The sequence below is a fragment of the Bradyrhizobium mercantei genome, assembly GCF_001982635.1.
Taxonomy (GTDB): domain Bacteria; phylum Pseudomonadota; class Alphaproteobacteria; order Rhizobiales; family Xanthobacteraceae; genus Bradyrhizobium; species Bradyrhizobium mercantei.
The window spans coordinates 1,078,422-1,099,064 of record NZ_MKFI01000002.1; the positions used below are offsets into that span (position 1 = coordinate 1,078,422).

The window sequence follows — 20,643 nt, forward strand, 5'->3', positions numbered from 1 at the left end:
GGCCTCAGGCGCGTTCGTAGAGCGTCACGACGCAGGCGCCGCCGAGACCGAGATTGTGCTGCAGCCCAAGCCGCGCGCCCTCGACCTGGGTCGCCGCCGCGGTGCCGCGCAGCTGCCGGGTCAGCTCGTAGCACTGCGCAAGGCCGGTGGCGCCGAGCGGATGGCCTTTCGACAGCAGGCCGCCAGACGGATTGGTGACGATCCTGCCTCCGTAAGTATTGTCGCCGTCGTCGATGAACTTGGTGGCCTCGCCCTGCCCGCACAGGCCGAGCCCCTCATAGGTGATCAGCTCGTTGTGGGCGAAGCAGTCGTGCAGCTCGACGACGTCGAGATCTTTGGGCCCGATGCCGGCGGCCTCATAGACCTTGTTGGCGGCATCGCGCGCCATGTCGTAGCCGACCACCTGCATCATGTCATCAGCACCGAAGGTCGACGGCGTGTCCGTCGTCATCGCTTGCGCCGCGATGCGGACGCTCTTGTTGAGGCCGTGCTGGTCGGCGAATTTCTCGGAGACCAGGATCGCAGCCGCCCCGCCGCAGGTCGGCGGGCACGCCATCAGCCGCGTCATCACGCCGGGCCAGATCACCTGGTCGTTCATCACGTCGTCGGCGGTGACTTCTTTCCGGAACAGCGCCAGCGGATTGTTCTTGGCATGGCGGCTCGCCTTGGCACGCACCTTGGCGAAGGCGGACAGCGGTGTGCCGTATTTCTTCATGTGGCTGAGGCCGGCGCCACCGAAATAGCGCAGCGCCAGCGGCACGCCGGGCGCGTCGACCAGTTTGTCGGCGGCGGCATCGAAATCGTCGAACGCGCTGGGGCGGTCGGTGAACACGGCCCCTAACGCGCCGGGCTTCATCTGCTCGAAGCCGAGCGCCATCACGCAATCGGCGGCGCCGGACTCGATCGCCTGCCGCGCCAGGAACAGCGCGGTCGAACCGGTCGAGCAGTTGTTGTTGACGTTGACGATCGGGATGCCGGTCATGCCGACCGGATAGAGCGCGCGCTGGCCGCAGGTGGAGTCGCCATAGACATAGCCGACATAGGCCTGCTGCACCTTGCCGTAGTCGAGACCGGCATCAGCGAGCGCGAGCTTCGCGGCTTCGGCGCCCATCACATGATACGGCGCATTGGCGCCCGGCTTGACGAACGGGATCATGCCGACCCCGGCAACATAGGTGCGTGACGTCATCGCGTGTCCTCCCGAAAATTACCCACTGGACTATTTATTACCCATGGGTAATATACGGGCGATCTTCCGGAGTCAATGCGACAACAACCGACGCGATGGACGCCCGCTCCTCCTCTCCCAGCAACGAGTCCCCCTGGCTGCCGTTCGAAAGCCGGCGCCGCGCCCGCGACGAGAAGCGCGAGGCGGTGCTGCGCACGGCCGTCGCCCTGTTCCTGGAGCAGGGCTATCACCGCGCCACGCTGAATGAGGTCGCCAAGCGGCTCAACATCACCAAGCCCGCGCTCTACAACTACTTCCGCGGCAAGGACGAGATCCTCTACGAATGCTGGTCGATCGGCAATGAACTGGTCGACGACTGCATCGCCGAGACTTCGGCGAGCACCGGCAGCGGCCTCAGCAAACTGCGCAAGCTGATCGTCCGCTATGCCGAGCTGATGACCGCGGACTACGGCAAGAGCCTGGTCCGCTTTGATCTCCGCGATCTCAGCGAGGCCAATCGCAAGATCGTGCAGACAGCCAAACGACGCATCGACCGCGCGTTCCGCGACTATATCGCACAGGGCGTCGCGGACAGTTCGGTGAAACCCTGCGACCCGAAGCTCGCGGCTTTTGCCATTGCAGGCTCGCTGAACTGGATCGGTCACTGGTTCCAGCCCGGCGGTGAAATGACCGGCCGCGCCGTCGCCGAGGAATTCGCGATCCGCCTCACCGAGGGCATCGCCACAACATCAACGCGCAAGACAACAATGCGCAAAGCAGCCGTTCCGGCTGCAGAGAAGGCGGACAAACCGCCTCGCAAGGGAAACGCATCAAGGGAGGAGACGAGTGAACATCACACACGGACTGCGGCGCGCGCTGCAGGTCAATCCAAACGGGCTCGCGGTCGTCTGCGGTGAGCGGCGGCGCAACTGGCGCGAGGTCGGCAACCGCGTCGCCCGCCTCGCCTCCGCGATCCGCAGCCTTGGCGCGGACAATGGCGACCGCGTCGCGATCCTGTCGCTGAACTCCGACCGCTATCTCGAGCTGTATCTGGCGGTCGGCTGGGCCGGCGCCGTGATCGTGCCGCTCAACATCCGCTGGTCGCCGATCGAGAACGAGGATGCGCTGCGCGACTGCCGCGCGACGATCCTGTTCGTCGACAAGGCGTTCGCCCCGGTCGGCACGGCGCTGGCAGGCGCCATCCCCGGCCTCAAGCTGGTCTATGCCGACGAAGGCGACACGCCGGCAGGCATGGAGAATTACGAGACGCTGATCGCGCGCAGCGAGCCGATGCCGGATGCGATGCGCGCGCGCGACGATCTCGCCGGCATCTTCTACACCGGCGGCACCACCGGCCGCTCCAAGGGCGTGATGCTGAGCCACGGCAATCTGATGGCCAATGCGCTCAACGCGCTCGGCGAAGGCCTGTGGCCGAGCAGCACGATCTACCTGCACGCCGCGCCGATGTTCCACCTCGCCAACGGTGCGGCGATGTATTCGGTGCTGCTGTCGGGCGGCTCCAACGTCGTGATCCAGGGCTTTACGCCCGACGGCGTCGCGGCCGCCGTGCAGAAGGAGCGCATCACCGACGTGCTGCTGGTGCCGACCATGATCCAGATGTTCGTCGACCACCCGACGCTCGGCAATTACGATCTGTCGTCGCTGAAGCGGATCGCCTACGGCGCTTCCGTGATCAGCGACGCCGTGCTGATGCGCGCGATGAAGGCGCTGCCGCATGTCGAATTCACGCAAGCTTACGGCATGACCGAGCTGTCGCCGATCGCGACGCTGCTGCACTGGAAGGAACATATCGGCGACGGCCGCGCCAAGGGCCGGCATCGCGGCGCCGGCCGCGCCACGCTCGGCGCCGAAGTGAAGATCGTCGACGCCTTGGACCAGGTCGTGCCGCTCGGCACCGTCGGCGAAATCGCGGTGCGCGGCGATATGGTGATGATGGGCTATTGGGAGCGACCGGAGGAGACCGCGCGCGCCGTGATCGACGGCTGGATGCACACCGGCGACGGCGGCTACATGGACGAGGACGGCTTCGTCTACGTCGTCGACCGCGTCAAGGACATGATCATCTCCGGCGGCGAGAACGTCTATTCGGCCGAGGTCGAGAACGCGCTGGCCCAGCATCCGGCAGTGGCGCAATGCGCCGTGATCGGCATCCCGAGCGAGCGCTGGGGCGAGCAAGTCCACGCCGTGGTGGTGATGAAGAGCGGCGCCAGCGCCACTCCGGACGAGCTGATGGAGCACTGCCATACGTTGATCGCCGGCTACAAGTGCCCGCGCAGCGTCGACGTCACGTCGACCCCGTTGCCGCTCTCCGGCGCCGGCAAGATCCTGAAGCGCGAGCTGCGCAAGCCGTATTGGGAAAACCGCGAGCGGCGCGTCAGTTGACGCGCGCCGCATGGCGCCGCTTCACCGGCGGCCGTTGACATCGGCGCGCGCGGCCGATTGGATCGATCCTAGATTCAATCCAGCGAGTTCCGATGTCCGCACCCGATACCAATGCCGACGGCAAGCCCCGCCGCCTGATGCACCGCCGCTCCGTCGAATGCCTCGGCTATCTCCGCGACGACGGGCTGTGGGAAGTCGAGGCGCGGCTGGTCGACACCAAGCCCTATGCGCGGCAGGACAAGCATCGCGGCCTGCAGCAGCCCGAGGATCCCGTGCATGACATCCGCCTGCGGCTCGCGGTCGACGACAGTTTCACGATCCGCGAGACCGGCACCAATATGGCCGCGACGCCCTACCCGTCCTGCCTCGACGTCGAGGGCATTTTGCAGCGCCTGGTCGGCGAGCGCATCGGCAAGGGCTGGCGCGAGCTGGTTCGCCGCAAGATCGGCAAGCTCGAGACCTGCACCCATCTCGCCGAGCTGCTCGGTCCCGCGGTGACGACGCTGTTCCAGACCGCGACCTCGGGCAAGGACCCGCAGGGCCGCGGCGCGCTGGATCACCAGCGTGACGTCACCGAGCCGCCATTCTTCGTCGGCGGCTGCTATTCGTGGCGGCTGGATGGGCCCGTCGTCGCCGAGACATTTCCGCAGTTCGCGAAAAATCCTGTCGAGGCCAAGCAGGGTCCGTGAGTGGTGCCCGCCCGCCGCGCGCGTGATACGCTGCGGGAAGCATCAGGGGGTAAGCGTGGAGAAGTACGGCGCCGGGTCGATCGTCGTCACCGACTACGACCCCAATTGGCCCACCCTGTTCGCGCAGGAGCGCGCGCGGATCGCGCAGGCGCTCGGCGCGTTCGCATTGGCGATCGAGCATGTCGGCAGCACGGCCGTTCCAGGCCTGCCGTCGAAGCCCATCATCGACCTGCTGGTCGGTGTGCCCAGCCTCGAAGAGGCGACGCAACGATGCGTCGAGCCGATCGAGGCGCTCGGCTACATTTATGTCCCGGAATACGCCTCATGGATCCCCGGTGAGCTGTTCTTCCGCAAGGGACCGCCGGGGCCGTGGACCCACCACCTGCATGTAATGGAGCCGTCGCAGCCGCGTTGGGAGGCATTGGTGGTGTTTCGCGACTATCTTCGCGCACACCCCGAGGCGGCCCGCGCCTACGCCGACATCAAGCGGGCCCTTGCGGCCTCGTCAAAGGACAACATCGGGGCCTATCGAAACGGCAAAACCGCCTTCGTCGAAGAGACAACAGCCAAGGCGCGCGCATGGCGCGCGGCGGCGGAACATTGAAGCACAAGCGGTCCCCGCAAGCCGACACCCTTCATCGTCCGAGATGATCTCGCAATCAGACACCGCGCCACGCTGCCCTGCATCGCAATGGGTTGATCCGCGTCGCGAGCTCACGTAGTCGTCCGGCATGAGCGAACATACGGCCGGCACCAAGGCCGCGGCCCTTCCAGACACGAAAGCCATCCTGCTCGGGGTCGCAAGTGGCCTCGGCGCAGCGCTTTGCTGGGCGCTCGGCTTCGTGGCGACCCGGCACGGCCTGAAAGTCGGGTTCACGCCCGTGGACCTCTTGATGCACCGCTTCCTGTGGTCGGGCATCGTGTTCATCCCGCTCGTGCTCCGCGCCGGCCTGCGAAATCTGTGCGGCATCGGATGGGGCCGCGGCATGGCGCTGATGCTGCTGGGCGGACCGGTGATGTCGCTGATCAGCTATACCGGCTTCATGTTCGTGCCTCTGGGGCACGGCAGCGTGATTCAGCCTTCCTGCGCGACCCTGGGCGGGCTGTTTCTCGCGGTTGTCTTACTGAAGGAATCGATCTCGCTCTCCCGGGTCGCCGGTGCCGCAGCCATCGTTGTCGGGCTTGCCGTGATCGGCAGCGAGTCGATCGGCCATATGGGATCGAGCGCCGTGATCGGCGATCTGATCTTTGTCACGACCGGATTGATGTTCGCAGGCTTCGCCACGCTGGTGCGCTATTGGCGTGTGTCTGCATTCTCGGTGGCCACGGTCATCAGCGTGTTGTCGCTCTCGCTGTTTCCGCTCTATGCCGCCTCGGGAGGCCTTGCTCGCGATGCCGCCATCGGGCTGACCGAAAATGCGCTGCAAGCGGCCGCCCAGGGTATCCTGGCCGGCCCCGCAGCCATGTATTTGTTCGCGCTGTCGATCCAGCAGCTCGGCGTTGCCCGCGCAGCCGTCTTTCCCGCGACCGTCCCGGTGCTGACCTTGTTGTTGGGATGGCTCCTGATTGGCGAGCCACCGACCACGGTACAGGCGGCGGGATTGGTCACCGTATTGGCGGGATTCTATCTCGCGCAACGTCAGAGTTAGAGGATAGCGGCCGCCCTCGCATCCCGATCACGCCGCGGCGGCGGCGTGCTCGGCTACGGCCTGCGGCGGGTTGCGGAAGCCGATCGCGATCCGGTTGTAGGTGTTCATCAGACCGATCGCGATGGTCAGGTCGACCAGTTGCTTCTCGTCGAACACGATCCGCGCGGCCCGATAGTCTTCATCCGGGATCGCGGTCTCTGCCACGCGCGTGACGGTCTCGGCCCAGGCCAGCGCCGCGCGCTCCTCGGCGTCGAACAGCGCCTCCGCCTCGCGCCAGACCTGCAGCAGCGCCAGCTTCTCGGTCTTGACGCCCATCTTCAGGAGCGAGCGCGTGTGCATGTCGAGGCAATAGGCGCAGCCGTTGATCTGCGAGATCCGCAGATAGACCAGCTCGATCAGCTTCGCCGAGAGGCCGCTTTGCGTGATGTAGCCATAGACGCCACCGAGCGCCTTGATGCCCGCGGGCGCGGCCTTGCTGTAATCGATGCGCATGCTCATTGCTTGTGTCCTTCCTTGTCGTAGACAGTCAGTGCCTTGTCGTTGCTGTCGACGACGAACACCGCGAGCAGTTTGGCCGGTTCGGTCGCGCTGGCATTGCGCCCGAGCACGTGATGCGCACCGGGCGCCTCGAAGAAGCTGTCTCCGGCGCGATAGATGTGCGGCGCGGCCTCGCCCTCGACCTGGCTCTCGATCGCGCCCTGGAGGACGTAGACATAGAGAAAGCCCGACTTGGCGTGATGGTGCGGCGCCGAGGGCTCGCCCGGCGCGAAGTCGACCTCGGCCGCGACCAGCGACTTGCCGGGAATGTTCGTGATCGCATGCTCGAACTTCGGCGTCACCGTTTCCATCGCCATCGCGGGGGTCGCAAGCACCGCGCAGGTCATCACAACTGGCAGTAAAATCTTCATCTGATTGCCTCCATTGCTATCGGATAGATGCGGGTGGAGGGGCCCGAAAAGAAGCACCAAGAACGAACCGAATTGGTGTACCACGGGACATGGCCAATCCGCTTCCCATCGCGCTCGACCGCTCGGCCAAAACGCCGCTCTCGGAGCAGATCCGCAAGGCGATCGTGACAGCGATCGACAATGGCGTGCTGCTGCCGGGCGCCCGGCTGCCGTCATGGCTCGACCTCGCCGCGCAGCTCGGCGTTGCGCGCGGCACGGTGCGGGCCGCCTACGACAAGCTGTCGGACGCCCAGCACATCGTGTCGTCGAAGGCGAACGGTACGACGGTTGCGAAGCGGCCAGAGAAAGCCGCCAAGCCCGACACGCCGGTCGCACCCGGCTCGGTCGTGGAGCTGTTTCAGGACCTCACCGGCGAAGGCATCTTCCGGATGGGCGTGCCGGCGCAGGATTCACTGCCCGCCAAGCTGCTGGCGCGGATCCGTGCACGCGCCGTGCGGGCAGAATTGAGCGCAGTGACGCGCACCACCGATCCCCGTGGCGAGCTCGATTTGCGGCGCGAGATCGCAGCTCACCTCGCGATCGCGCGCGGACTCGAATGCTCGCCCGCGCAGATCGTCATCACCTCGGGTTTCAGCGGCGGCCTTGGCCTTGCGCTGCGCGTGCTCGGCCTGGAAGGCCACCGCGCATGGATGGAAGACCCGGGATTTCCATTGACCCGAAAGGGGCTCGAGCTCGGGCGGCTTGATGTCGTCCCGATCCCCGTCGATGCCCACGGCCTCGATGTCGACCACGGCATCAAGTACGCGCCCGACGCGGCGCTTGCGGTCGTGACGCCGGGACAGCAGGCGCCGCTCGGCCCGCCGCTATCGCCGACCCGCCGCGCGCAGTTGCTCGATTGGGCCGCGCAAACCGGCGCCTGGATCATCGAGGATGATTACCTCGGCGAGTTGCAGCTCGACGGCCGCGCCGCGCCCGCGCTCGCCTCGCTTGATCGCGCCGGCCGCGTGATCCATCTCGGCTCGTTCAGCAAGACGATCTCGCCGACGCTGCGGCTCGGCTTCCTGGTTGCGCCCGAGCACGTGGCGGCGCAGTTCGCCGATGTGGCGACGTGCCTCGTCCCTGCCCCCGGACCGGCCGTGCAGCTTTCCACCGCGGAGTTCATGCGCGACGGCCACTACATCCGCCACCTGCGGCGAACCAAGCGGGTCTATTGCGACAGCCGCGACGCGCTGACATCGGCGCTGCGCACGTGGAGCAACGACGTGCAGGTCGCCGGCCTCGCGGTGATGCTGCCGCTGCCGGACAAGGCCAACGATATCGAAATCGTAAGGCAGGTGCTTGCGCACGGCCTCGCGCCCGCTCCGCTTTCGCCCTGGTATTTTTCACCGAAGCGGGCGCAGTCCGGCCTGCTGCTCGGCATTGCCACCGTGCCCGATCGCGGCGTTCCGGCCGCATGCAAGCGCCTGTTCGAGGCGATCCGCAGCCAAGATCGCGGCGATGGCGCGGCAACCTCGCGGCGCGTCAGGAAGCCCGCAAGCCCGTAAGCGCAAGACTCAACGCCCGCAGCCGCTTGCGCGCCTCGGCGTCATAGGCCTGCGCATGGGCGCGGGCCTCGCGCTTGCCGTCGAAGAACAGCCCGCTCCGGCCGGCGACGTCATCGTCCTGGACCAGACGCAGGATGGCCTCGCCGCCCTGCTCGACCGTCGAGATCGGCGTGGCGCCGCTGGCGCGCACCATCGTGGTGTTCATATAGGTCGCCGGGTGCAGCGAATTGACGGTGACGCCGGTGCCTTCGAGCTCCGCGGCAAGATCGATGGTGAACATGATCTGCGACAGCTTGCTCTGCGAATAGGCACGGGCGCCGCTGTAGTTCTTCGTGATCATCACGTCGCCGAAATCGATCGGGTGCTGGCCGAGCGAGGCGACGTTGACGATGCGCGCCGGCGTGCTCGCCTTCAGCCGCGGCAGCAGAAGGTGCGCGAGCAGGAAGCCAGCGAGATAATTGACGGCAAAGCGCAGCTCGTGGCCGTCCTTGCTGGTCTGCCGCGCCGGGCCCTCGTTCTGCGAACCGATGCCGGCGTTGCTGACGAACACGTCGAGGCGCTCCTGGTCGTCGAGTACCAGCTGGGCGAATTCGCGGACCTCGGCGAGCGAGGACAGGTCGGCCTGGTAGAACATCGGCTCGCGGCCACTGACCCGCTTGATCTCGTCGGCCAGGGTCTGCGCCCGCTTGGTGTCGCGGCCGTGGATCAGGACCCGGGCGCCGGCCGACGCCAGCTTCATCGCGACGTAGCGGCCGACGCCATCGGTGGAACCGGTGATCAGCACCGTCTTGCCTGCCATATTCATCGAAATCGCCTTTCGATCGTTCGCCCAACGCTGCCAGCAAAGATAAAGGTGCGGCGTGGAGTTTGCCATGGCATCCCACGGCGCCATCAGGCCCCCAAATCGCGCCGAAATGGCCCGTCCTCCGCCATGACCACGAGGCGTACAGTCTGTCGCGCGGCGAGCGGTCGCGCGGCGCCGCGCCGCGCGTCAAGGCAAACGCTTTCTGATAACGTCGGGATGAACGACACCGCCAGGATCGGCAGGATTTGGCAAGGATTTGGAATGTCCTCGACCATTCCAGACAGGTTCTCCCGGAAGGCTCCCGCGTTGGAGCCATTTGGCATGCTCCTGTTGTTCGCAGTGCTGACAGCGCTGCCGATTGTCCTGACGCTTCGCCTGGTTGAGCCCGCACTCGTGCTGCCCGCGCTCAGCCTGTTGTTGTTCGCCGAGGCAGCCATTGCCGCGGTTGCCGCGCGCGTGATCCACGTGCGCACGAGCGTGGCGAACCTCACGCTGTGGGATTTTGCCGGCGCATTCACCTTCATGGGGTGTGCTGCGGCGATCCTCGGCGAGCCGGATCAGGCGGCGCTGTTCTTCGAAGAGGAAGCGGCGCTTCGTCCGGTATCACGACCGTAATCCCAGGCCGGGCCCCTCTGGCAGCCACAAGCTGCGATGTCGGACTGGAACTCAGTTGGAGTGGCCCTGCTTCGACCCGCGACGTGACGACGTCGTGGCGGATTCGCCGTCGGCATGACGGCAAATCCACTTTCGTCGAAACGGTCCGCTCCCCGACCTCAAGGGGAACATGATCCATGTCCGAACTGCTCTCACTCGACGCGCTCAGCGCCTTGCTGCAAGTCGTCGTCATCGACCTCGTGCTGGCCGGCGACAACGCCGTCGTGATCGGCCTTGCCGCGGCGGGCCTGCCGGCGAAACAGCGCGGCAAGGCGATCCTGATCGGCATCGGCGCCGCGACGCTGCTGCGCATCCTGTTCGCGCTGGTCACCACGCAACTGATGCAGATCGTCGGCCTGCTGCTGGCCGGCGGCATCCTGCTGCTGTGGGTGTGCTGGAAGATGTGGCGCGAGCTGCGCGCCACCACGCACGAGACCGCCGACGTGGACGGCACCTACGGCGCGGACGGTCAGCGCAAGACGCTGTGGCAGGCCACCACCCAGATCATCGTCGCCGACGTCTCGATGTCGCTCGACAATGTGCTGGCGGTCGCGGGCGCGGCGCGCGAGCAGCCGATCGTGCTGGTGTTCGGGCTGGCGCTCTCGATCGCGATGATGGGCGCGGCCGCCACCTTCATCGCGCGGCTGCTGCAGAACCACCGCTGGATCGCCTATGTCGGCCTCGCGGTGATCCTCTATGTCGCCGTCGATATGACCATTCGCGGCGCGAACGAGATCGCCAAGGTCGCGCCGGTCTGACGAAAGCAAAACGGCGGGCCCTTTCGGCCCGCCGCTTCGCACATCGATAACACGCGGTGCGTCAGTGGATTTCCGACGAGCGCTTCAGCGCGTCCTTCAGCTTCTCGAGCGTGAAATCCTTGCTGCGCGCGATGTCGAGGATCGGGGTCTCGCGGCGGCCGCAGAGTTCGGCGGCCTCCGGCAGCTTGGCCGCGATCTCATAGGGGATCACGATCGCGCCGTGGCTGTCGGCGTGGATCAGATCGTCGGAGCGCACCGTCATGCCGGCGACGCGGACCTCGCCGCCGAAGCTCTCGGCATGCACCCAGGCATGCGACGGGCCGATCGAGCCGGCCAGCGCCTGGAAGCCCGGCGCCCATTGCGGGATGTCGCGGATCGAGCCATCGGTGATGACACCGAGGCAGCCGAGCGCCTTGTGCACGGCGCTCTGCACCTCGCCCCAGAACGCGCCGTAGCCGACGTCGGGACCGTCGATGTCCTGGATGACCGAGATGCGCGGACCGAAACCGGTGCCGACATATTCGTAATAGTCGATGCGGCGCTTCGACTGCTCCTCGGCCGAGAGGCCGGATTTCAGCACCGAGCGGATCGCGACCGTGCGCGCATAACCGACGATCGGCGGCAAGGTCGGAAACGGGCAGACCAGCGGCTTCACGGTGTAGCCGATCAGACGGCGCTCAGGTGCCACGATCTCCATCGCGTTGCAGATCGTCGGCGTGTCATAGCGCGCCAACGCCTCGAGGACGGAAGCAGGCAGCGGGGCGGAAGCGGATGTCGTCACGGCGTTTCTCTCCTGATTTTTGGCGTTCGCGGGCCGTTCCAGCCTATAGCCGAGATCAGGGGCGAACCCAACCGAGGCCCGCTCATGGCTGATATTTGGGAGAGTAGACTCACGCAGCTCTATCACCGTCACCCTGAGGAGCGCGGAACGCGCGTCTCGAAGGGTCGACGGCCACAGGCCGGACCGTGCATCCTTCGAGGCTCGCAAGGGCTCGCACCTCCAGCGACAAAGGCGAAGCCTTTGCGCGGGGATGACGGGTCAGGAAGTTGGCGCGCTCAATGAAGATGCGTCGGACGGTCGTCGTGGTCCGTATCCGCAACCGGCGCCGTGTAGGGAGCAGCCGCGGCCGGCGCCGGTGCACTCGCCGCTTGTGTCTGCGCCGCAAGCTGGCGTTCCTGGTCGCGATAGGACTTCCAGCCCCAGGGCAGGCTGATCAGGTACAGCACCGAGCCCGCCGACAGGATGTGCCAGGGATAGCCGATCAGGAGCGCGACGAAGAACACCACCGAGACGAACACCGGCAGCACCATCTCCGGCGGCACGCGCATTTTCACGGTCTTGCCGGAGAACACCGGCAGGCGCGACACCATCAGGAAGGCGATCAACAGCGTGTAGAACGCAGTCAGCGTCGCCGGCGGCATCGGCACGCCGAGGAAGGCGAGATAGATCGGCAGCAGCACCGTGATCGCGCCGGCCGGTGCCGGCACGCCTGTAAAGTAATTCGCGGCGAAGGCGGGCTTGTTCGGATCGTCGATCGAGGCGTTGAAGCGCGCCAGGCGCAGGCCGCCGGAGATCGCGAACACCATTGCGGCGATCCAGCCGCCATTGTTCAGCTCATGCAGCTGCCAGAAATACAGGATCAGGCCCGGCGCGACGCCGAAATTGACGAAGTCGGCGAGGCTGTCGAGCTCGGCGCCGAATTTCGACTGGCCCTTGATCATGCGGGCGACGCGGCCGTCGATGCCGTCGAGGATCGCGGCGAACACGATGGCGGCGACTGCGAGCTCCATCCGCCCTTCCGTCGAGAGCCGGATCGCGGTGAGGCCGGCGCAGATCGCCAGCAGCGTGATCATGTTCGGCACCAGCATCCGCACCGGGATCGGGCGGAACCGGCGGCGGCGCAGCTCGCTGGAATTGTTATCGAATGGGGTCATGGTCCGCGAAATATAGCAAGCATGGCCCCGCTCCGCCATTGGCGCGGAAACCGGCTTATTGACCTGAAGAAACAGAGTTAATCGGCGCGGTAGGTGCGGCCCGGATCGGCGCCACGGAAATCCGCCAGGATGGTCTCACCGGCGACCGCGGTCTGCCCCTCGGAAACCAGCGCCTTGGTGCCCTCGGGCAGATAGACGTCGAGCCGCGAGCCGAAGCGGATCAGGCCGAAACGCTCGCCGGCGCCGATCGACTGGCCTTCCTTGACGAAGCAGACGATGCGGCGCGCCACCAGGCCCGCAATCTGCACCACGCCGATGCGGCCGTTCGAGCTCGAGATGACCAGCGAATTGCGCTCATTGTCCTCGCTCGCCTTGTCGAGCTCGGCATTGATGAAAGCGCCGGGCCGGTAGGCGATGCGGTCGATGCGGCCGGCCACCGGGCTGCGGTTCACGTGGCAGTTGAACACGCTCATGAACACCGAGACCCGCGGCAGCGGCTTGTCGCCGAGGCCGAGCTCGGCAGGCGGCAGCGCCTGCACCACCATGGAGACGCGGCCATCGGCCGGCGACACCACGATGCCGTCGCGCAGCGGCGTCACCCGCACCGGGTCGCGGAAGAACAGCGCGCACCAGACCGTGAGCAGCGTCCCGATCCACCCGAGCGGGGTCCAGATCCAGAACAGGATCAGGCTCGCCAGAGCGAAGCCACCGATGAAGGGATAGCCCTCGGGGTGGATCGGCGGGATCTGCGCGCGGATGGAATTGGCGATCGACATCAGAACTCGCTGTGGTACCCCGCCCCTGCGGCGGGAGACGCCCTAAATCGACTATTCCGCGGCGGTCGGCAAGGGTTTCTCACCCGCAACGGGGGTGGAATCCTCCGAGGATTCGGCCACTGTTGGCGGCAGGCGATTCGGGGCCGTGCCGTCATCGTCGACCTGGGCGAGCCGTTCGCGGGCCTCCTCGGCCTCGCGCTGCCGGTTCCACATGCTGGCGTAGAGACCGTCGGCGGCCAAAAGCCGCGCGTGGGTGCCGCGCTCGGCGATCCGGCCCTGGTCCAGCACGATGATCTCGTCCGCGCCGACGATGGTCGAGAGCCGGTGCGCGATCACCAGCGAAGTACGGTTGCGCGAGACCCGCTCCAGCGCGCCCTGGATCTCGTGCTCGGTGTGGCTGTCCAGCGCAGAGGTCGCCTCGTCCAGCACCAGGATCGGCGGCGCCTTCAGCACCGTGCGCGCGATCGCGACCCGCTGCTTCTCGCCGCCGGAGAGTTTCAGGCCGCGCTCGCCGACCTGGGTCTCGTAGCCCTGCGGCGACATCCGGATGAAGCCGTCGATCTGCGCCAGCCGCGCCGCCTCCTCCACCTCGTCGTCGCCGGCATCCCAGCGGCCGTAGCGGATGTTGTAGCGGATGGTGTCGTTGAACAGCACCGTGTCCTGCGGCACCATGCCGATCGCCGAGCGCAGCGAGGCCTGCGTCACGGTCTTGATGTCCTGGCCGTCGATCAGGATGCGGCCAGATGAGACGTCGTAGAGCCGGAACAACAGCCGCGAGATCGTCGACTTGCCGGCGCCGGAGGGACCGACGATCGCGACCGTCTTGCCGGCCGGCACCTCGAAGCTCAGGCCCTTCAGGATCGGCCGGTCGGACTCGTAGGCGAAACGGACGTCCTCGAAGCGCACGCTGCCTGTGGACACCGCGAGCGGCTTCGCGCCCGGAATGTCCTTGACCTCGGGATCGCGCGCCAGCACGTCGAACATCTTCTCGATATCGATAATCGCCTGCTTGATCTCGCGATAGACCATGCCCATGAAATTCAGCGGCTGATAGAGCTGGATCATCATCGAGTTGATCAGCACGAAATCGCCGACGGTGTGGGTGCCGTTGCGGATCCCGAACGCGCACATCAGCATGGTCGCGGTCAGCCCCGCCGTGAAGATGATCGCCTGCCCGGTGTTGAGCACGGCCAGCGAGGTATAGGTCTTCACGCTGGCCTGCTCGTAGCGTTCCATCGAGCGGTCATAGCGCCGCGCCTCACGCTCCTCGGCGCCGAAATATTTCACCGTCTCGTAGTTGAGCAGCGAGTCGATCGCCTTGGTGTTCGCCTCGGTGTCGGAATCGTTCATCTTGCGGCGGATCTCGATCCGCCACTCGGTCGCGATGTAGGTGTAGTACATGAACACGACGACCGTGAGCAGCACCGCGAGCACGTAGCGCCAGTCGAACTGCCAGAGCAGCACCGCTGCCAGCAGCGTGACCTCGACGATGGTCGGGATCAGCTGCAGGATCACCATCCGCACGATGGTCTCGATCCCGGAGCGGCCGCGCTCCAGCACACGGGTCAGACCGCCGGTCTTGCGCTCGAGATGGAAGCGCAGCGACAGCTCGTGCATGTGAACGAAGGTGATGTAGGCGAGCCGCCGCACCGCATGCATCGCGACGCGGGCGAAGATGCCGTCGCGCCACTGCGTCAGCACCGCCATGATGATGCGCACCGCGCCGTAGCTGATCGTCATCAGCACCGGCGAGGCGATCAGCCACAGCACCCAGTTCGACGGCTCGACCGGCGCCGAGCCCGCGCCGTTCAGCGCGTCGATCGCCCATTTGAAGGTGAACGGCACCGACAGCGTCGCGAGCTTGGCGAACAGCAGCAGCACCACCGACCAGATCACGCGCATCTTCAGATCGGCGCGATCGCCGGGCCAGATATACGGCCAGAGATGAACCAGCGTGCCGACCAGCGTGCCCTTCTCGCCCGGCGTCGTCGTGGCCGTGGGCTGTGCGGCACCGGTCACGGTTTGTTGCGGCGGCACCATCAGGAGCCGGCCTGCGCGGTCACGGCGCGGCGGTCCGCTGCCACATCTTTTCCACGATTTCCCATTGTGCCCGTCATATAGATCGTTTGAACGCGGCGTACAGGCTTATGACGAAAATTGTTCGCGATTCGCGGGAATTTACGGGTTTTTTTGGCTCTCAATCCCCATATGGGAGTCTTGACCCTGTTTACGCTGCAGTGCCACAAGGATCGTATGAACCAAATCAAGACTGTCTGTGTTTATTGCGGCTCCGGCCCCGGTAACAATCCCCGCTTCGTTGAAGCTGCCGTCGCACTCGGCAAGACCTTTGCCGAAAACAACGTGCGCCTGGTCTATGGCGGCGGCTCGATCGGCCTGATGGGCGCGGTTGCCAAATCCACGCTCGATCATGGCGGCTCCGTTACCGGCATCATTCCGGAATTCCTGCGCGCGCGCGAGAACGCGCTGACCTCGGTCCAGGAGATGATCGTCACGCCCGACATGCACGAGCGCAAGCGGCTGATGTTCGAACGCTCGGATGCGTTCGTCGCGCTGCCCGGCGGCATCGGCACGCTGGAGGAGCTGGTCGAGCAATTGACCTGGCAGCAGCTCGGCCGTCACCACAAGCCGATCCTGCTCGCCAACATCGACAATTTCTGGGAGCCGCTGCTCTCGCTGCTGAACCATATGCGGACCACCGAGTTCATCCGCCCGACGCTGCCGATCAGCGTCCTGATGGCCGACCGCGTCGACGAGATCCTGCCGCGGCTGCGTTCAGCAGTGGCCGGCAAGCCGGCGGCCGCGAAGGAGCTCGCGCCGGAAGTCGCGCGGCGGCTCTGATCGTTCGAACTCGCCAGACTATCCCCGTCATGCTGAGGAGGCCGCAACGCGGCCGTCTCGAAGCATGCACGGCCCGGCTGGTGGCCGTTCGCCCTTCGAGGCTCGCTCCGCTCGCACCTCAGGACGACGGACTGGCAGCGGAAGCCAACCTCACTCGCTCGGAAACGTCACGGCCTCGATGCGGTTGCCGTCGGGGTCGAGCACGAAGGCCGCATAATAGCGCACGCGGTCATGCGGGCGCAGGCCGGGCGGGCCATCGGAGAGGCCGCCGGAAGCCAGCGCGGCGGCATGGAAGGCATCGACCTCGGCGGTGGTCTTCGCGCGCAGGCAGATGTGGGTGCCGCTCTCATGCGCAACGTGCGCCATCGTGGCGCGCAGATTGATCCAGAATTCGGGATAGGCCTTGCCGAAGCCGATCGTCGCCGGCCGGGTGACGAGACGGGAGAGGCCAAGCGCAGCCAGCGTTGGCTCATAGAACCGCGCGGCGCGTTCGAAATCGCGGACACCGACGGAGACGTGGTCGATCATGGGCTCCTCCCCGCACCTGTAGCCCGGATGAGCGCAGCGACATCCGGGGAAGTATCGAGAGCGGTCCCGGATGTCGCTTCGCTCATCCGGGCTACAGTTCCTCGCAACGACGACGCCTGTTTTCGTTGCAGCCAGCTACGCCTGCGCGCCCGACTTCACCAGCTTGTAAAACACCGAATCCATCAGCGCCTGGAACGAGGCGTCGATGATGTTGGGCGAAACGCCGACCGTGATCCAGCTCTCGCCGGTCTCGTCCTCGCTTTCGATCAGCACGCGCGTGATCGCCTCGGTACCGCCATTGAGGATACGCACGCGGAAATCGATCAGCTTCAGGCCATCGATGTATTTCTGGTACTTGCCGAGATCCTTGCGCAGCGCCAGATCGAGCGCGTTGACCGGGCCGTTGCCTTCGGCGGCCGAGATCAGCCGCTCGCCGTCGACGTCGACCTTCACCACCGCGAGCGCGACGGTGACGCGCTGGCCGTTGGCGTTGTAGCGCTGCTCGACATTGACGTCGAACTGCTCGACCGTGAAATATTCCGGCACCTTGCCGAGCGTGCGGCGCGCCAGCAGATCGAACGAGGCGTTGGCGGATTCATAGGCGAAGCCCGCGGCCTCGCGCTCCTTCAACTCCTCGACCAGCCGCGTCAGCCGCGGATCGCTCTTGTCATAGGCGATGCCGGCGCGGTCGAGCTCGGCCATCACGTTGGAGCGGCCGGCCTGATCCGACACCAGCACCTTGCGGTGGTTGCCGACGGCATCCGGCAGCACATGCTCATAGGTCTGCGGATCCTTCAGCACCGCGGAGGCATGGATGCCGGTCTTGGTGACGAAGGCGCTCTCGCCGACATAGGCTGCATGGCGGTTGGGCGCGCGGTTCAGCATGTTGTCGAGCGTGCGCGACACCTTCATCAAGGTCGCCATCTTCTCGGTGGTGACGCCGATCTCGAACTTTTCGGCGAACTCCTGCTTCAGCTTCAGGGTCGGGATCAGCGAGCAGAGATTGGCGTTGCCGCAGCGCTCGCCGAGGCCGTTGAGCGTGCCCTGGATCTGCCGCGCGCCGGCGCGGACCGCGGCGAGCGAATTGGCCACCGCCTGCTCGGTGTCGTTATGGGCGTGGATGCCGACATGGGCGCCGGGCACCTGCGTGACGACATCGGTGACAATGGTCTCGATCTCATGCGGCATGGTGCCGCCATTGGTGTCGCACAGCACCACCCAGCGTGCACCGGCCTCGTAAGCAGCCCTGGCGCAGGCGAGCGCGTAGTCGCGGTCCTCCTTGTAGCCGTCGAAGAAATGCTCGCAATCGACCATCACCTCGCGGCCGAGCGCCTTCGCGGCCGCGACGCTGTCGCGGATCGAAGCAAGGTTCTCCTCGTTCGTGGTCTCGAGCGCGACCCGGACCTGATAGGCGGAGGATTTGGCGACGAAGCAGATCGCGTCCGCCTTGGCCTCGAGGATGGCGGCGAGCCCGGGATCGTTCGACGCCGAGCGGCCCGGCCGCCGCGTCATGCCGAACGCGGTGAAGCGCGCGTGGTCGAAGGCGGGCTTCCTGCTGAAGAACTCGGTGTCGGTCGGATTGGCGCCGGGATAGCCGCCCTCGACATAGTCGATGCCGAGCGCGTCGAGCATGCCTGCAATCACCTGCTTGTCCTGCAGCGTGAAGTCGACGCCGTTGGTCTGCGCGCCATCGCGCAGCGTGGTATCGAACAGATAGAGGCGCTCGCGGCTCATGCGTGGCCTCCGGGCGCGGCAACGCCGTCGAGCGTCTTCTGCATCGTGGTGTTGGCGAGCCATTCGTCGCCGATGGTGACCGAGTTGCGCTGCTGCGCGACGTAGCCGCGCTTGCGGAAGAATTCGAGCGCGGTGTCGCTGGCATCGACCTTCAGAGTCTTGGTGCCGCGGGCGCTCGCGATCTTCTCCAGCGCATCACACAGCGCGGCGCCGACGCCCTGCCCGACCGCGCTCGGATGCACGTAGAGCATGTCGATGTGGTCGGCACCCCTGAGCGAGGCGAAGCCGACCGGCGCGCCCTGCAAGGTCGCGATCAGCGTCAGCTGGCCGGCGAGCTTCTTGCCGAACGCCTGCTCGTCGTCGGCGGCCATCGCCCAGGCTTCCTGCTGCGCCTCGCTGTAATCGTCGCCGGTCAGGTCCATGATCGACGCCGCGAAGATCGCCGCCAGGACGGCTGCGTCGTCGGGCAGATAGGGGCGCAGTGCGGGTGCGGAACGGCTCATCGCGCGACCTCCCAGGTGGTCAGCGGTTTACCGTCGGCATCCTTGCCATCCTTGATCGCCACGCCCATCGCGGCGAGTTCGTCGCGAATGCGGTCGGACTCCTTGAAGTCCTTGCGTGCCCGCGCCGCGGTGCGCTCGGCGATCAGTTCATTGACCTTGACTAGATCAACATCAAGCTGCCGCAACTCACGGGCTTGCTGCGCAATATTGACACCCCGATACAAGCCAAGCAGCTCGAGCACGTCGCCGAAAGCGGTGACGTCCCCTTTGCCGGCACTGTGGACGACGGCGGAACGAAGACTGTGAACCTCTGCGATCGCTTTCGCGGTGTTCAGATCGTCATAGAGAGCCTCGATGAGCGGAGGGTAGATTTCCCGATTGCTGCTATCCAAGTTCGCGGCGTCGCTGCCCGATTGGCCGAGAATCTCATGCCATTCCTCGATCGTTTTCTCACTCTCCTTGAGGGCCTTCAGCGTCCAGTCGAGCGGCGAGCGGTAGTGCGTCTTGAGCATGCTCAACCGCAGCACCTCGCCGGGCCAATCGGCCAGCAGATCGCGGATCGTGAAGAAGTTGCCGAGTGACTTCGACATCTTCTCGCTTTCAATCTGCAGGAAGCCGTTGTGCATCCAGACATTGGCCATGCGGTCGGTGTGGAACGCGCAGCAGGTCTGCGCGAGCTCGTTCTCATGGTGCGGGAACACCAGGTCGATGCCGCCGCCATGGATGTCGAACTTCTCGCCGAGATGCTTCCAGGCCATCGCCGAGCACTCGATGTGCCAGCCGGGCCGGCCCTCGACCGCAATGCCTGCCGGCGACGGCCAGGACGGCTCGCCCGGCTTCGACGGCTTCCACAGCACGAAGTCGGTGTTGTCGCGCTTGTAGGGCGCGACGTCGACGCGAGCGCCCGCGATCATCTCGTCGAGCGAGCGCTTCGACAGCGCGCCGTAGCGCGGCAGCACCGAATTGACCGCGTTCATCGCCTGCGGCGAGAACAGCACGTGATCCTCGGCGACATAGGCAAAACCGCCGGCGACCAGCTTCTCGATGATCGCGCGCATCTCCGGGATGTGCTCGGTCGCGCGCGGCTGCACGGTGGGCGGCAAGCAGCCCAGCGCCGTGACGTCGTCCTGATACTGCTGATAGGTCAGCTCGGTGACCTTGCGGATCGCCTCATTCAGCGGCACGCCGGGATAATCCCGCGCGGCGCGAACGTTGATCTTGTCGTCGACGTCGGTGATGTTGCGGACATAGGTCACGTGGCCGGTGCCGTAGCGATAGCGCAGCACGCGGAACAGCACATCGAAGACAATGGCCGCGCGGCCGTTGCCGATATGGGCGAAGTCATAGACCGTCGGTCCGCAGGCATAGATGCGGACATTGTTGGCATCGAGCGGCACGAAGGGCCGCTTTTCCCGGGTCAACGTATCGTAGAGGCGCAATTCCATGGATCACCTGTCCCTCGCGGCCGGGCGTCCAGTGATTCTCAGGTGATTGAGAAAAGACGGCCTCAGCCAGCGAATCGCTAGCTCATAATCTCGCGGCAAATGCTGCAGATGGCGAGGTGGCCGTTCATGGTTCCACCATCTCTCACGGCCCCATTAGCGCGTCAAGGGGCTGTTTTCGGGCGTTTTGCGGCGCGCTCCGCGCCGAAATCACGCCAACGCCCTCATGGTTAATCATTATTAAGGAATTGGGCGTATCGGGACCCTAGCGGATTCCCCGCCATTTCA

At 65.9% G+C, this 20,643-nt stretch carries 22 protein-coding genes; 9 read left to right on the forward strand and 13 right to left on the reverse strand.

Going from position 1 to position 20,643, the window contains the following annotated elements:
• Positions 1-4: 4 nt before the first annotated feature.
• Complete coding sequence (locus tag BI327_RS12630) at positions 5-1,189, reverse strand: lipid-transfer protein (protein ID WP_076860532.1); 1,185 nt, start codon at positions 1,187-1,189, stop codon at positions 5-7.
• Positions 1,190-1,284: 95 nt separating this feature from the next.
• Between BI327_RS12630 and BI327_RS12635 the strand changes: the two genes are divergently transcribed.
• From BI327_RS12635 to BI327_RS12655, 5 genes are all read left to right on the forward strand, one after another.
• Entirely contained in the window at positions 1,285-2,085 is an 801-nt protein-coding gene (locus BI327_RS12635; protein ID WP_076860533.1) for a TetR/AcrR family transcriptional regulator, read from the forward strand.
• A complete protein-coding gene (locus BI327_RS12640) occupies positions 2,015-3,571 on the forward strand; it encodes a long-chain-fatty-acid--CoA ligase (RefSeq protein ID WP_076860534.1) in 1,557 nt (518 codons plus the stop codon). Before BI327_RS12635 ends, BI327_RS12640 begins: the two co-directional genes overlap by 71 nt.
• A 92-nt stretch (positions 3,572-3,663) precedes the next feature.
• Complete coding sequence (locus tag BI327_RS12645; protein WP_076860535.1) at positions 3,664-4,260, forward strand: DUF2889 domain-containing protein; 597 nt, start codon at positions 3,664-3,666, stop codon at positions 4,258-4,260.
• A 55-nt stretch (positions 4,261-4,315) separates the two neighbouring features.
• Entirely contained in the window at positions 4,316-4,864 is a 549-nt protein-coding gene (locus BI327_RS12650) for a GrpB family protein (protein ID WP_076860536.1), read from the forward strand.
• Positions 4,865-4,991: 127 nt separating this feature from the next.
• Positions 4,992-5,909, forward strand: coding sequence for a DMT family transporter (locus tag BI327_RS12655; RefSeq protein WP_076860537.1), 918 nt, complete (start codon positions 4,992-4,994; stop codon positions 5,907-5,909).
• Positions 5,910-5,936: 27 nt separating this feature from the next.
• Here the strand turns inward: BI327_RS12655 and BI327_RS12660 are convergent, their stop codons facing one another.
• A complete protein-coding gene (locus BI327_RS12660) occupies positions 5,937-6,407 on the reverse strand; it encodes a carboxymuconolactone decarboxylase family protein (protein ID WP_076860538.1) in 471 nt (156 codons plus the stop codon).
• Positions 6,404-6,817, reverse strand: coding sequence for a cupin domain-containing protein (locus BI327_RS12665; RefSeq protein WP_076860539.1), 414 nt, complete (start codon positions 6,815-6,817; stop codon positions 6,404-6,406). The genes BI327_RS12660 and BI327_RS12665 overlap by 4 nt, the downstream gene beginning before the upstream one ends.
• Positions 6,818-6,906: 89 nt before the next feature.
• Between BI327_RS12665 and pdxR the strand changes: the two genes are divergently transcribed.
• Positions 6,907-8,361 carry a MocR-like pyridoxine biosynthesis transcription factor PdxR gene (gene pdxR, locus BI327_RS12670; protein ID WP_076860540.1) on the forward strand — a complete coding sequence of 485 codons (1,455 nt, stop codon included), beginning with the start codon at positions 6,907-6,909 and terminating at the stop codon, positions 8,359-8,361.
• Here pdxR and BI327_RS12675 read toward each other — a convergent pair.
• Positions 8,339-9,166 carry an SDR family NAD(P)-dependent oxidoreductase gene (locus tag BI327_RS12675; protein ID WP_076860784.1) on the reverse strand — a complete coding sequence of 276 codons (828 nt, stop codon included), beginning with the start codon at positions 9,164-9,166 and terminating at the stop codon, positions 8,339-8,341. The two genes, pdxR and BI327_RS12675, sit on opposite strands and share 23 nt — an antisense overlap.
• 86 nt (positions 9,167-9,252) lie before the next feature.
• The gene (locus tag BI327_RS42690; RefSeq protein WP_167386866.1) at positions 9,253-9,441 is read right to left on the reverse strand and encodes a hypothetical protein; all 189 of its coding nucleotides are present in this window, start codon (positions 9,439-9,441) and stop codon (positions 9,253-9,255) included.
• A gap of 46 nt (positions 9,442-9,487) precedes the next feature.
• On the opposite strand from BI327_RS42690, the gene BI327_RS12685 reads away from it, so the two are divergent.
• Both BI327_RS12685 and BI327_RS12690 read left to right on the forward strand, forming a co-directional pair.
• Positions 9,488-9,781: a hypothetical protein gene (locus BI327_RS12685; protein ID WP_076860542.1), complete on the forward strand. Its 294-nt coding sequence runs from the start codon at positions 9,488-9,490 to the stop codon at positions 9,779-9,781.
• A gap of 176 nt (positions 9,782-9,957) precedes the next feature.
• Complete coding sequence (locus BI327_RS12690) at positions 9,958-10,578, forward strand: TerC family protein (RefSeq protein ID WP_076860543.1); 621 nt, start codon at positions 9,958-9,960, stop codon at positions 10,576-10,578.
• A 61-nt stretch (positions 10,579-10,639) separates the two neighbouring features.
• On the opposite strand, the gene BI327_RS12695 is transcribed toward BI327_RS12690, so the two are convergent.
• From BI327_RS12695 to BI327_RS12710, 4 genes are all read right to left on the reverse strand, one after another.
• Positions 10,640-11,359: an RraA family protein gene (locus tag BI327_RS12695; protein ID WP_076860544.1), complete on the reverse strand. Its 720-nt coding sequence runs from the start codon at positions 11,357-11,359 to the stop codon at positions 10,640-10,642.
• Positions 11,360-11,634: 275 nt separating this feature from the next.
• Complete coding sequence (gene pssA / locus BI327_RS12700) at positions 11,635-12,513, reverse strand: CDP-diacylglycerol--serine O-phosphatidyltransferase (protein ID WP_076860545.1); 879 nt, start codon at positions 12,511-12,513, stop codon at positions 11,635-11,637.
• Positions 12,514-12,590: 77 nt separating this feature from the next.
• The gene (locus tag BI327_RS12705) at positions 12,591-13,289 is read right to left on the reverse strand and encodes a phosphatidylserine decarboxylase (RefSeq protein ID WP_021081990.1); all 699 of its coding nucleotides are present in this window, start codon (positions 13,287-13,289) and stop codon (positions 12,591-12,593) included.
• A 51-nt stretch (positions 13,290-13,340) separates the two neighbouring features.
• Positions 13,341-15,329 (reverse strand): ABCB family ABC transporter ATP-binding protein/permease, encoded by a 1,989-nt coding sequence (locus BI327_RS12710; protein WP_076860546.1) that lies wholly within the window; start codon positions 15,327-15,329, stop codon positions 13,341-13,343.
• A 213-nt stretch (positions 15,330-15,542) separates the two neighbouring features.
• On the opposite strand from BI327_RS12710, the gene BI327_RS12715 reads away from it, so the two are divergent.
• Positions 15,543-16,148 carry an LOG family protein gene (locus BI327_RS12715; protein ID WP_076860547.1) on the forward strand — a complete coding sequence of 202 codons (606 nt, stop codon included), beginning with the start codon at positions 15,543-15,545 and terminating at the stop codon, positions 16,146-16,148.
• Between the two features lie 150 nt (positions 16,149-16,298).
• Here the strand turns inward: BI327_RS12715 and BI327_RS12720 are convergent, their stop codons facing one another.
• The 4 genes from BI327_RS12720 to cysS form a co-directional block, all read right to left on the reverse strand.
• A complete protein-coding gene (locus BI327_RS12720) occupies positions 16,299-16,676 on the reverse strand; it encodes a VOC family protein (protein WP_076860548.1) in 378 nt (125 codons plus the stop codon).
• 135 nt (positions 16,677-16,811) lie between these two features.
• Positions 16,812-18,410 carry a citramalate synthase gene (cimA, locus tag BI327_RS12725; RefSeq protein WP_076860549.1) on the reverse strand — a complete coding sequence of 533 codons (1,599 nt, stop codon included), beginning with the start codon at positions 18,408-18,410 and terminating at the stop codon, positions 16,812-16,814.
• Positions 18,407-18,913, reverse strand: a complete 507-nt coding sequence (locus BI327_RS12730; RefSeq protein ID WP_076860550.1) for a GNAT family N-acetyltransferase — start codon at positions 18,911-18,913, stop codon at positions 18,407-18,409. The genes cimA and BI327_RS12730 overlap by 4 nt, the downstream gene beginning before the upstream one ends.
• Positions 18,910-20,358 (reverse strand): cysteine--tRNA ligase, encoded by a 1,449-nt coding sequence (gene cysS / locus BI327_RS12735; protein WP_076860551.1) that lies wholly within the window; start codon positions 20,356-20,358, stop codon positions 18,910-18,912. Before cysS ends, BI327_RS12730 begins: the two co-directional genes overlap by 4 nt.
• Between the last annotated feature and the right edge of the window lie 285 nt (positions 20,359-20,643).

What these genes read in the sequence shown, in the direction of transcription:
- BI327_RS12720 (WP_076860548.1), bottom strand. Translation starts at nt 16,676, where the DNA reads ATGATCGACCACGTCTCCGTCGGTGTCCGCGATTTCGAACGCGCCGCG.
- BI327_RS12730 (WP_076860550.1), bottom strand. Translation starts at nt 18,913, where the DNA reads ATGAGCCGTTCCGCACCCGCACTGCGCCCCTATCTGCCCGACGACGCA.
- cimA (WP_076860549.1), bottom strand. Translation starts at nt 18,410, where the DNA reads ATGAGCCGCGAGCGCCTCTATCTGTTCGATACCACGCTGCGCGATGGC.
- BI327_RS12655 (WP_076860537.1), top strand. Translation starts at nt 4,992, where the DNA reads ATGAGCGAACATACGGCCGGCACCAAGGCCGCGGCCCTTCCAGACACG.
- BI327_RS12715 (WP_076860547.1), top strand. Translation starts at nt 15,543, where the DNA reads ATGAACCAAATCAAGACTGTCTGTGTTTATTGCGGCTCCGGCCCCGGT.
- BI327_RS12705 (WP_021081990.1), bottom strand. Translation starts at nt 13,289, where the DNA reads ATGTCGATCGCCAATTCCATCCGCGCGCAGATCCCGCCGATCCACCCC.
- BI327_RS12710 (WP_076860546.1), bottom strand. Translation starts at nt 15,329, where the DNA reads ATGGTGCCGCCGCAACAAACCGTGACCGGTGCCGCACAGCCCACGGCC.
- BI327_RS12635 (WP_076860533.1), top strand. Translation starts at nt 1,285, where the DNA reads ATGGACGCCCGCTCCTCCTCTCCCAGCAACGAGTCCCCCTGGCTGCCG.
- BI327_RS12665 (WP_076860539.1), bottom strand. Translation starts at nt 6,817, where the DNA reads ATGAAGATTTTACTGCCAGTTGTGATGACCTGCGCGGTGCTTGCGACC.
- BI327_RS12685 (WP_076860542.1), top strand. Translation starts at nt 9,488, where the DNA reads ATGCTCCTGTTGTTCGCAGTGCTGACAGCGCTGCCGATTGTCCTGACG.
- BI327_RS12630 (WP_076860532.1), bottom strand. Translation starts at nt 1,189, where the DNA reads ATGACGTCACGCACCTATGTTGCCGGGGTCGGCATGATCCCGTTCGTC.
- pssA (WP_076860545.1), bottom strand. Translation starts at nt 12,513, where the DNA reads ATGACCCCATTCGATAACAATTCCAGCGAGCTGCGCCGCCGCCGGTTC.
- BI327_RS12645 (WP_076860535.1), top strand. Translation starts at nt 3,664, where the DNA reads ATGTCCGCACCCGATACCAATGCCGACGGCAAGCCCCGCCGCCTGATG.
- BI327_RS12690 (WP_076860543.1), top strand. Translation starts at nt 9,958, where the DNA reads ATGTCCGAACTGCTCTCACTCGACGCGCTCAGCGCCTTGCTGCAAGTC.
- cysS (WP_076860551.1), bottom strand. Translation starts at nt 20,358, where the DNA reads ATGGAATTGCGCCTCTACGATACGTTGACCCGGGAAAAGCGGCCCTTC.
- BI327_RS42690 (WP_167386866.1), bottom strand. Translation starts at nt 9,441, where the DNA reads ATGGTCGAGGACATTCCAAATCCTTGCCAAATCCTGCCGATCCTGGCG.
- BI327_RS12660 (WP_076860538.1), bottom strand. Translation starts at nt 6,407, where the DNA reads ATGAGCATGCGCATCGATTACAGCAAGGCCGCGCCCGCGGGCATCAAG.
- BI327_RS12675 (WP_076860784.1), bottom strand. Translation starts at nt 9,166, where the DNA reads ATGAATATGGCAGGCAAGACGGTGCTGATCACCGGTTCCACCGATGGC.
- pdxR (WP_076860540.1), top strand. Translation starts at nt 6,907, where the DNA reads ATGGCCAATCCGCTTCCCATCGCGCTCGACCGCTCGGCCAAAACGCCG.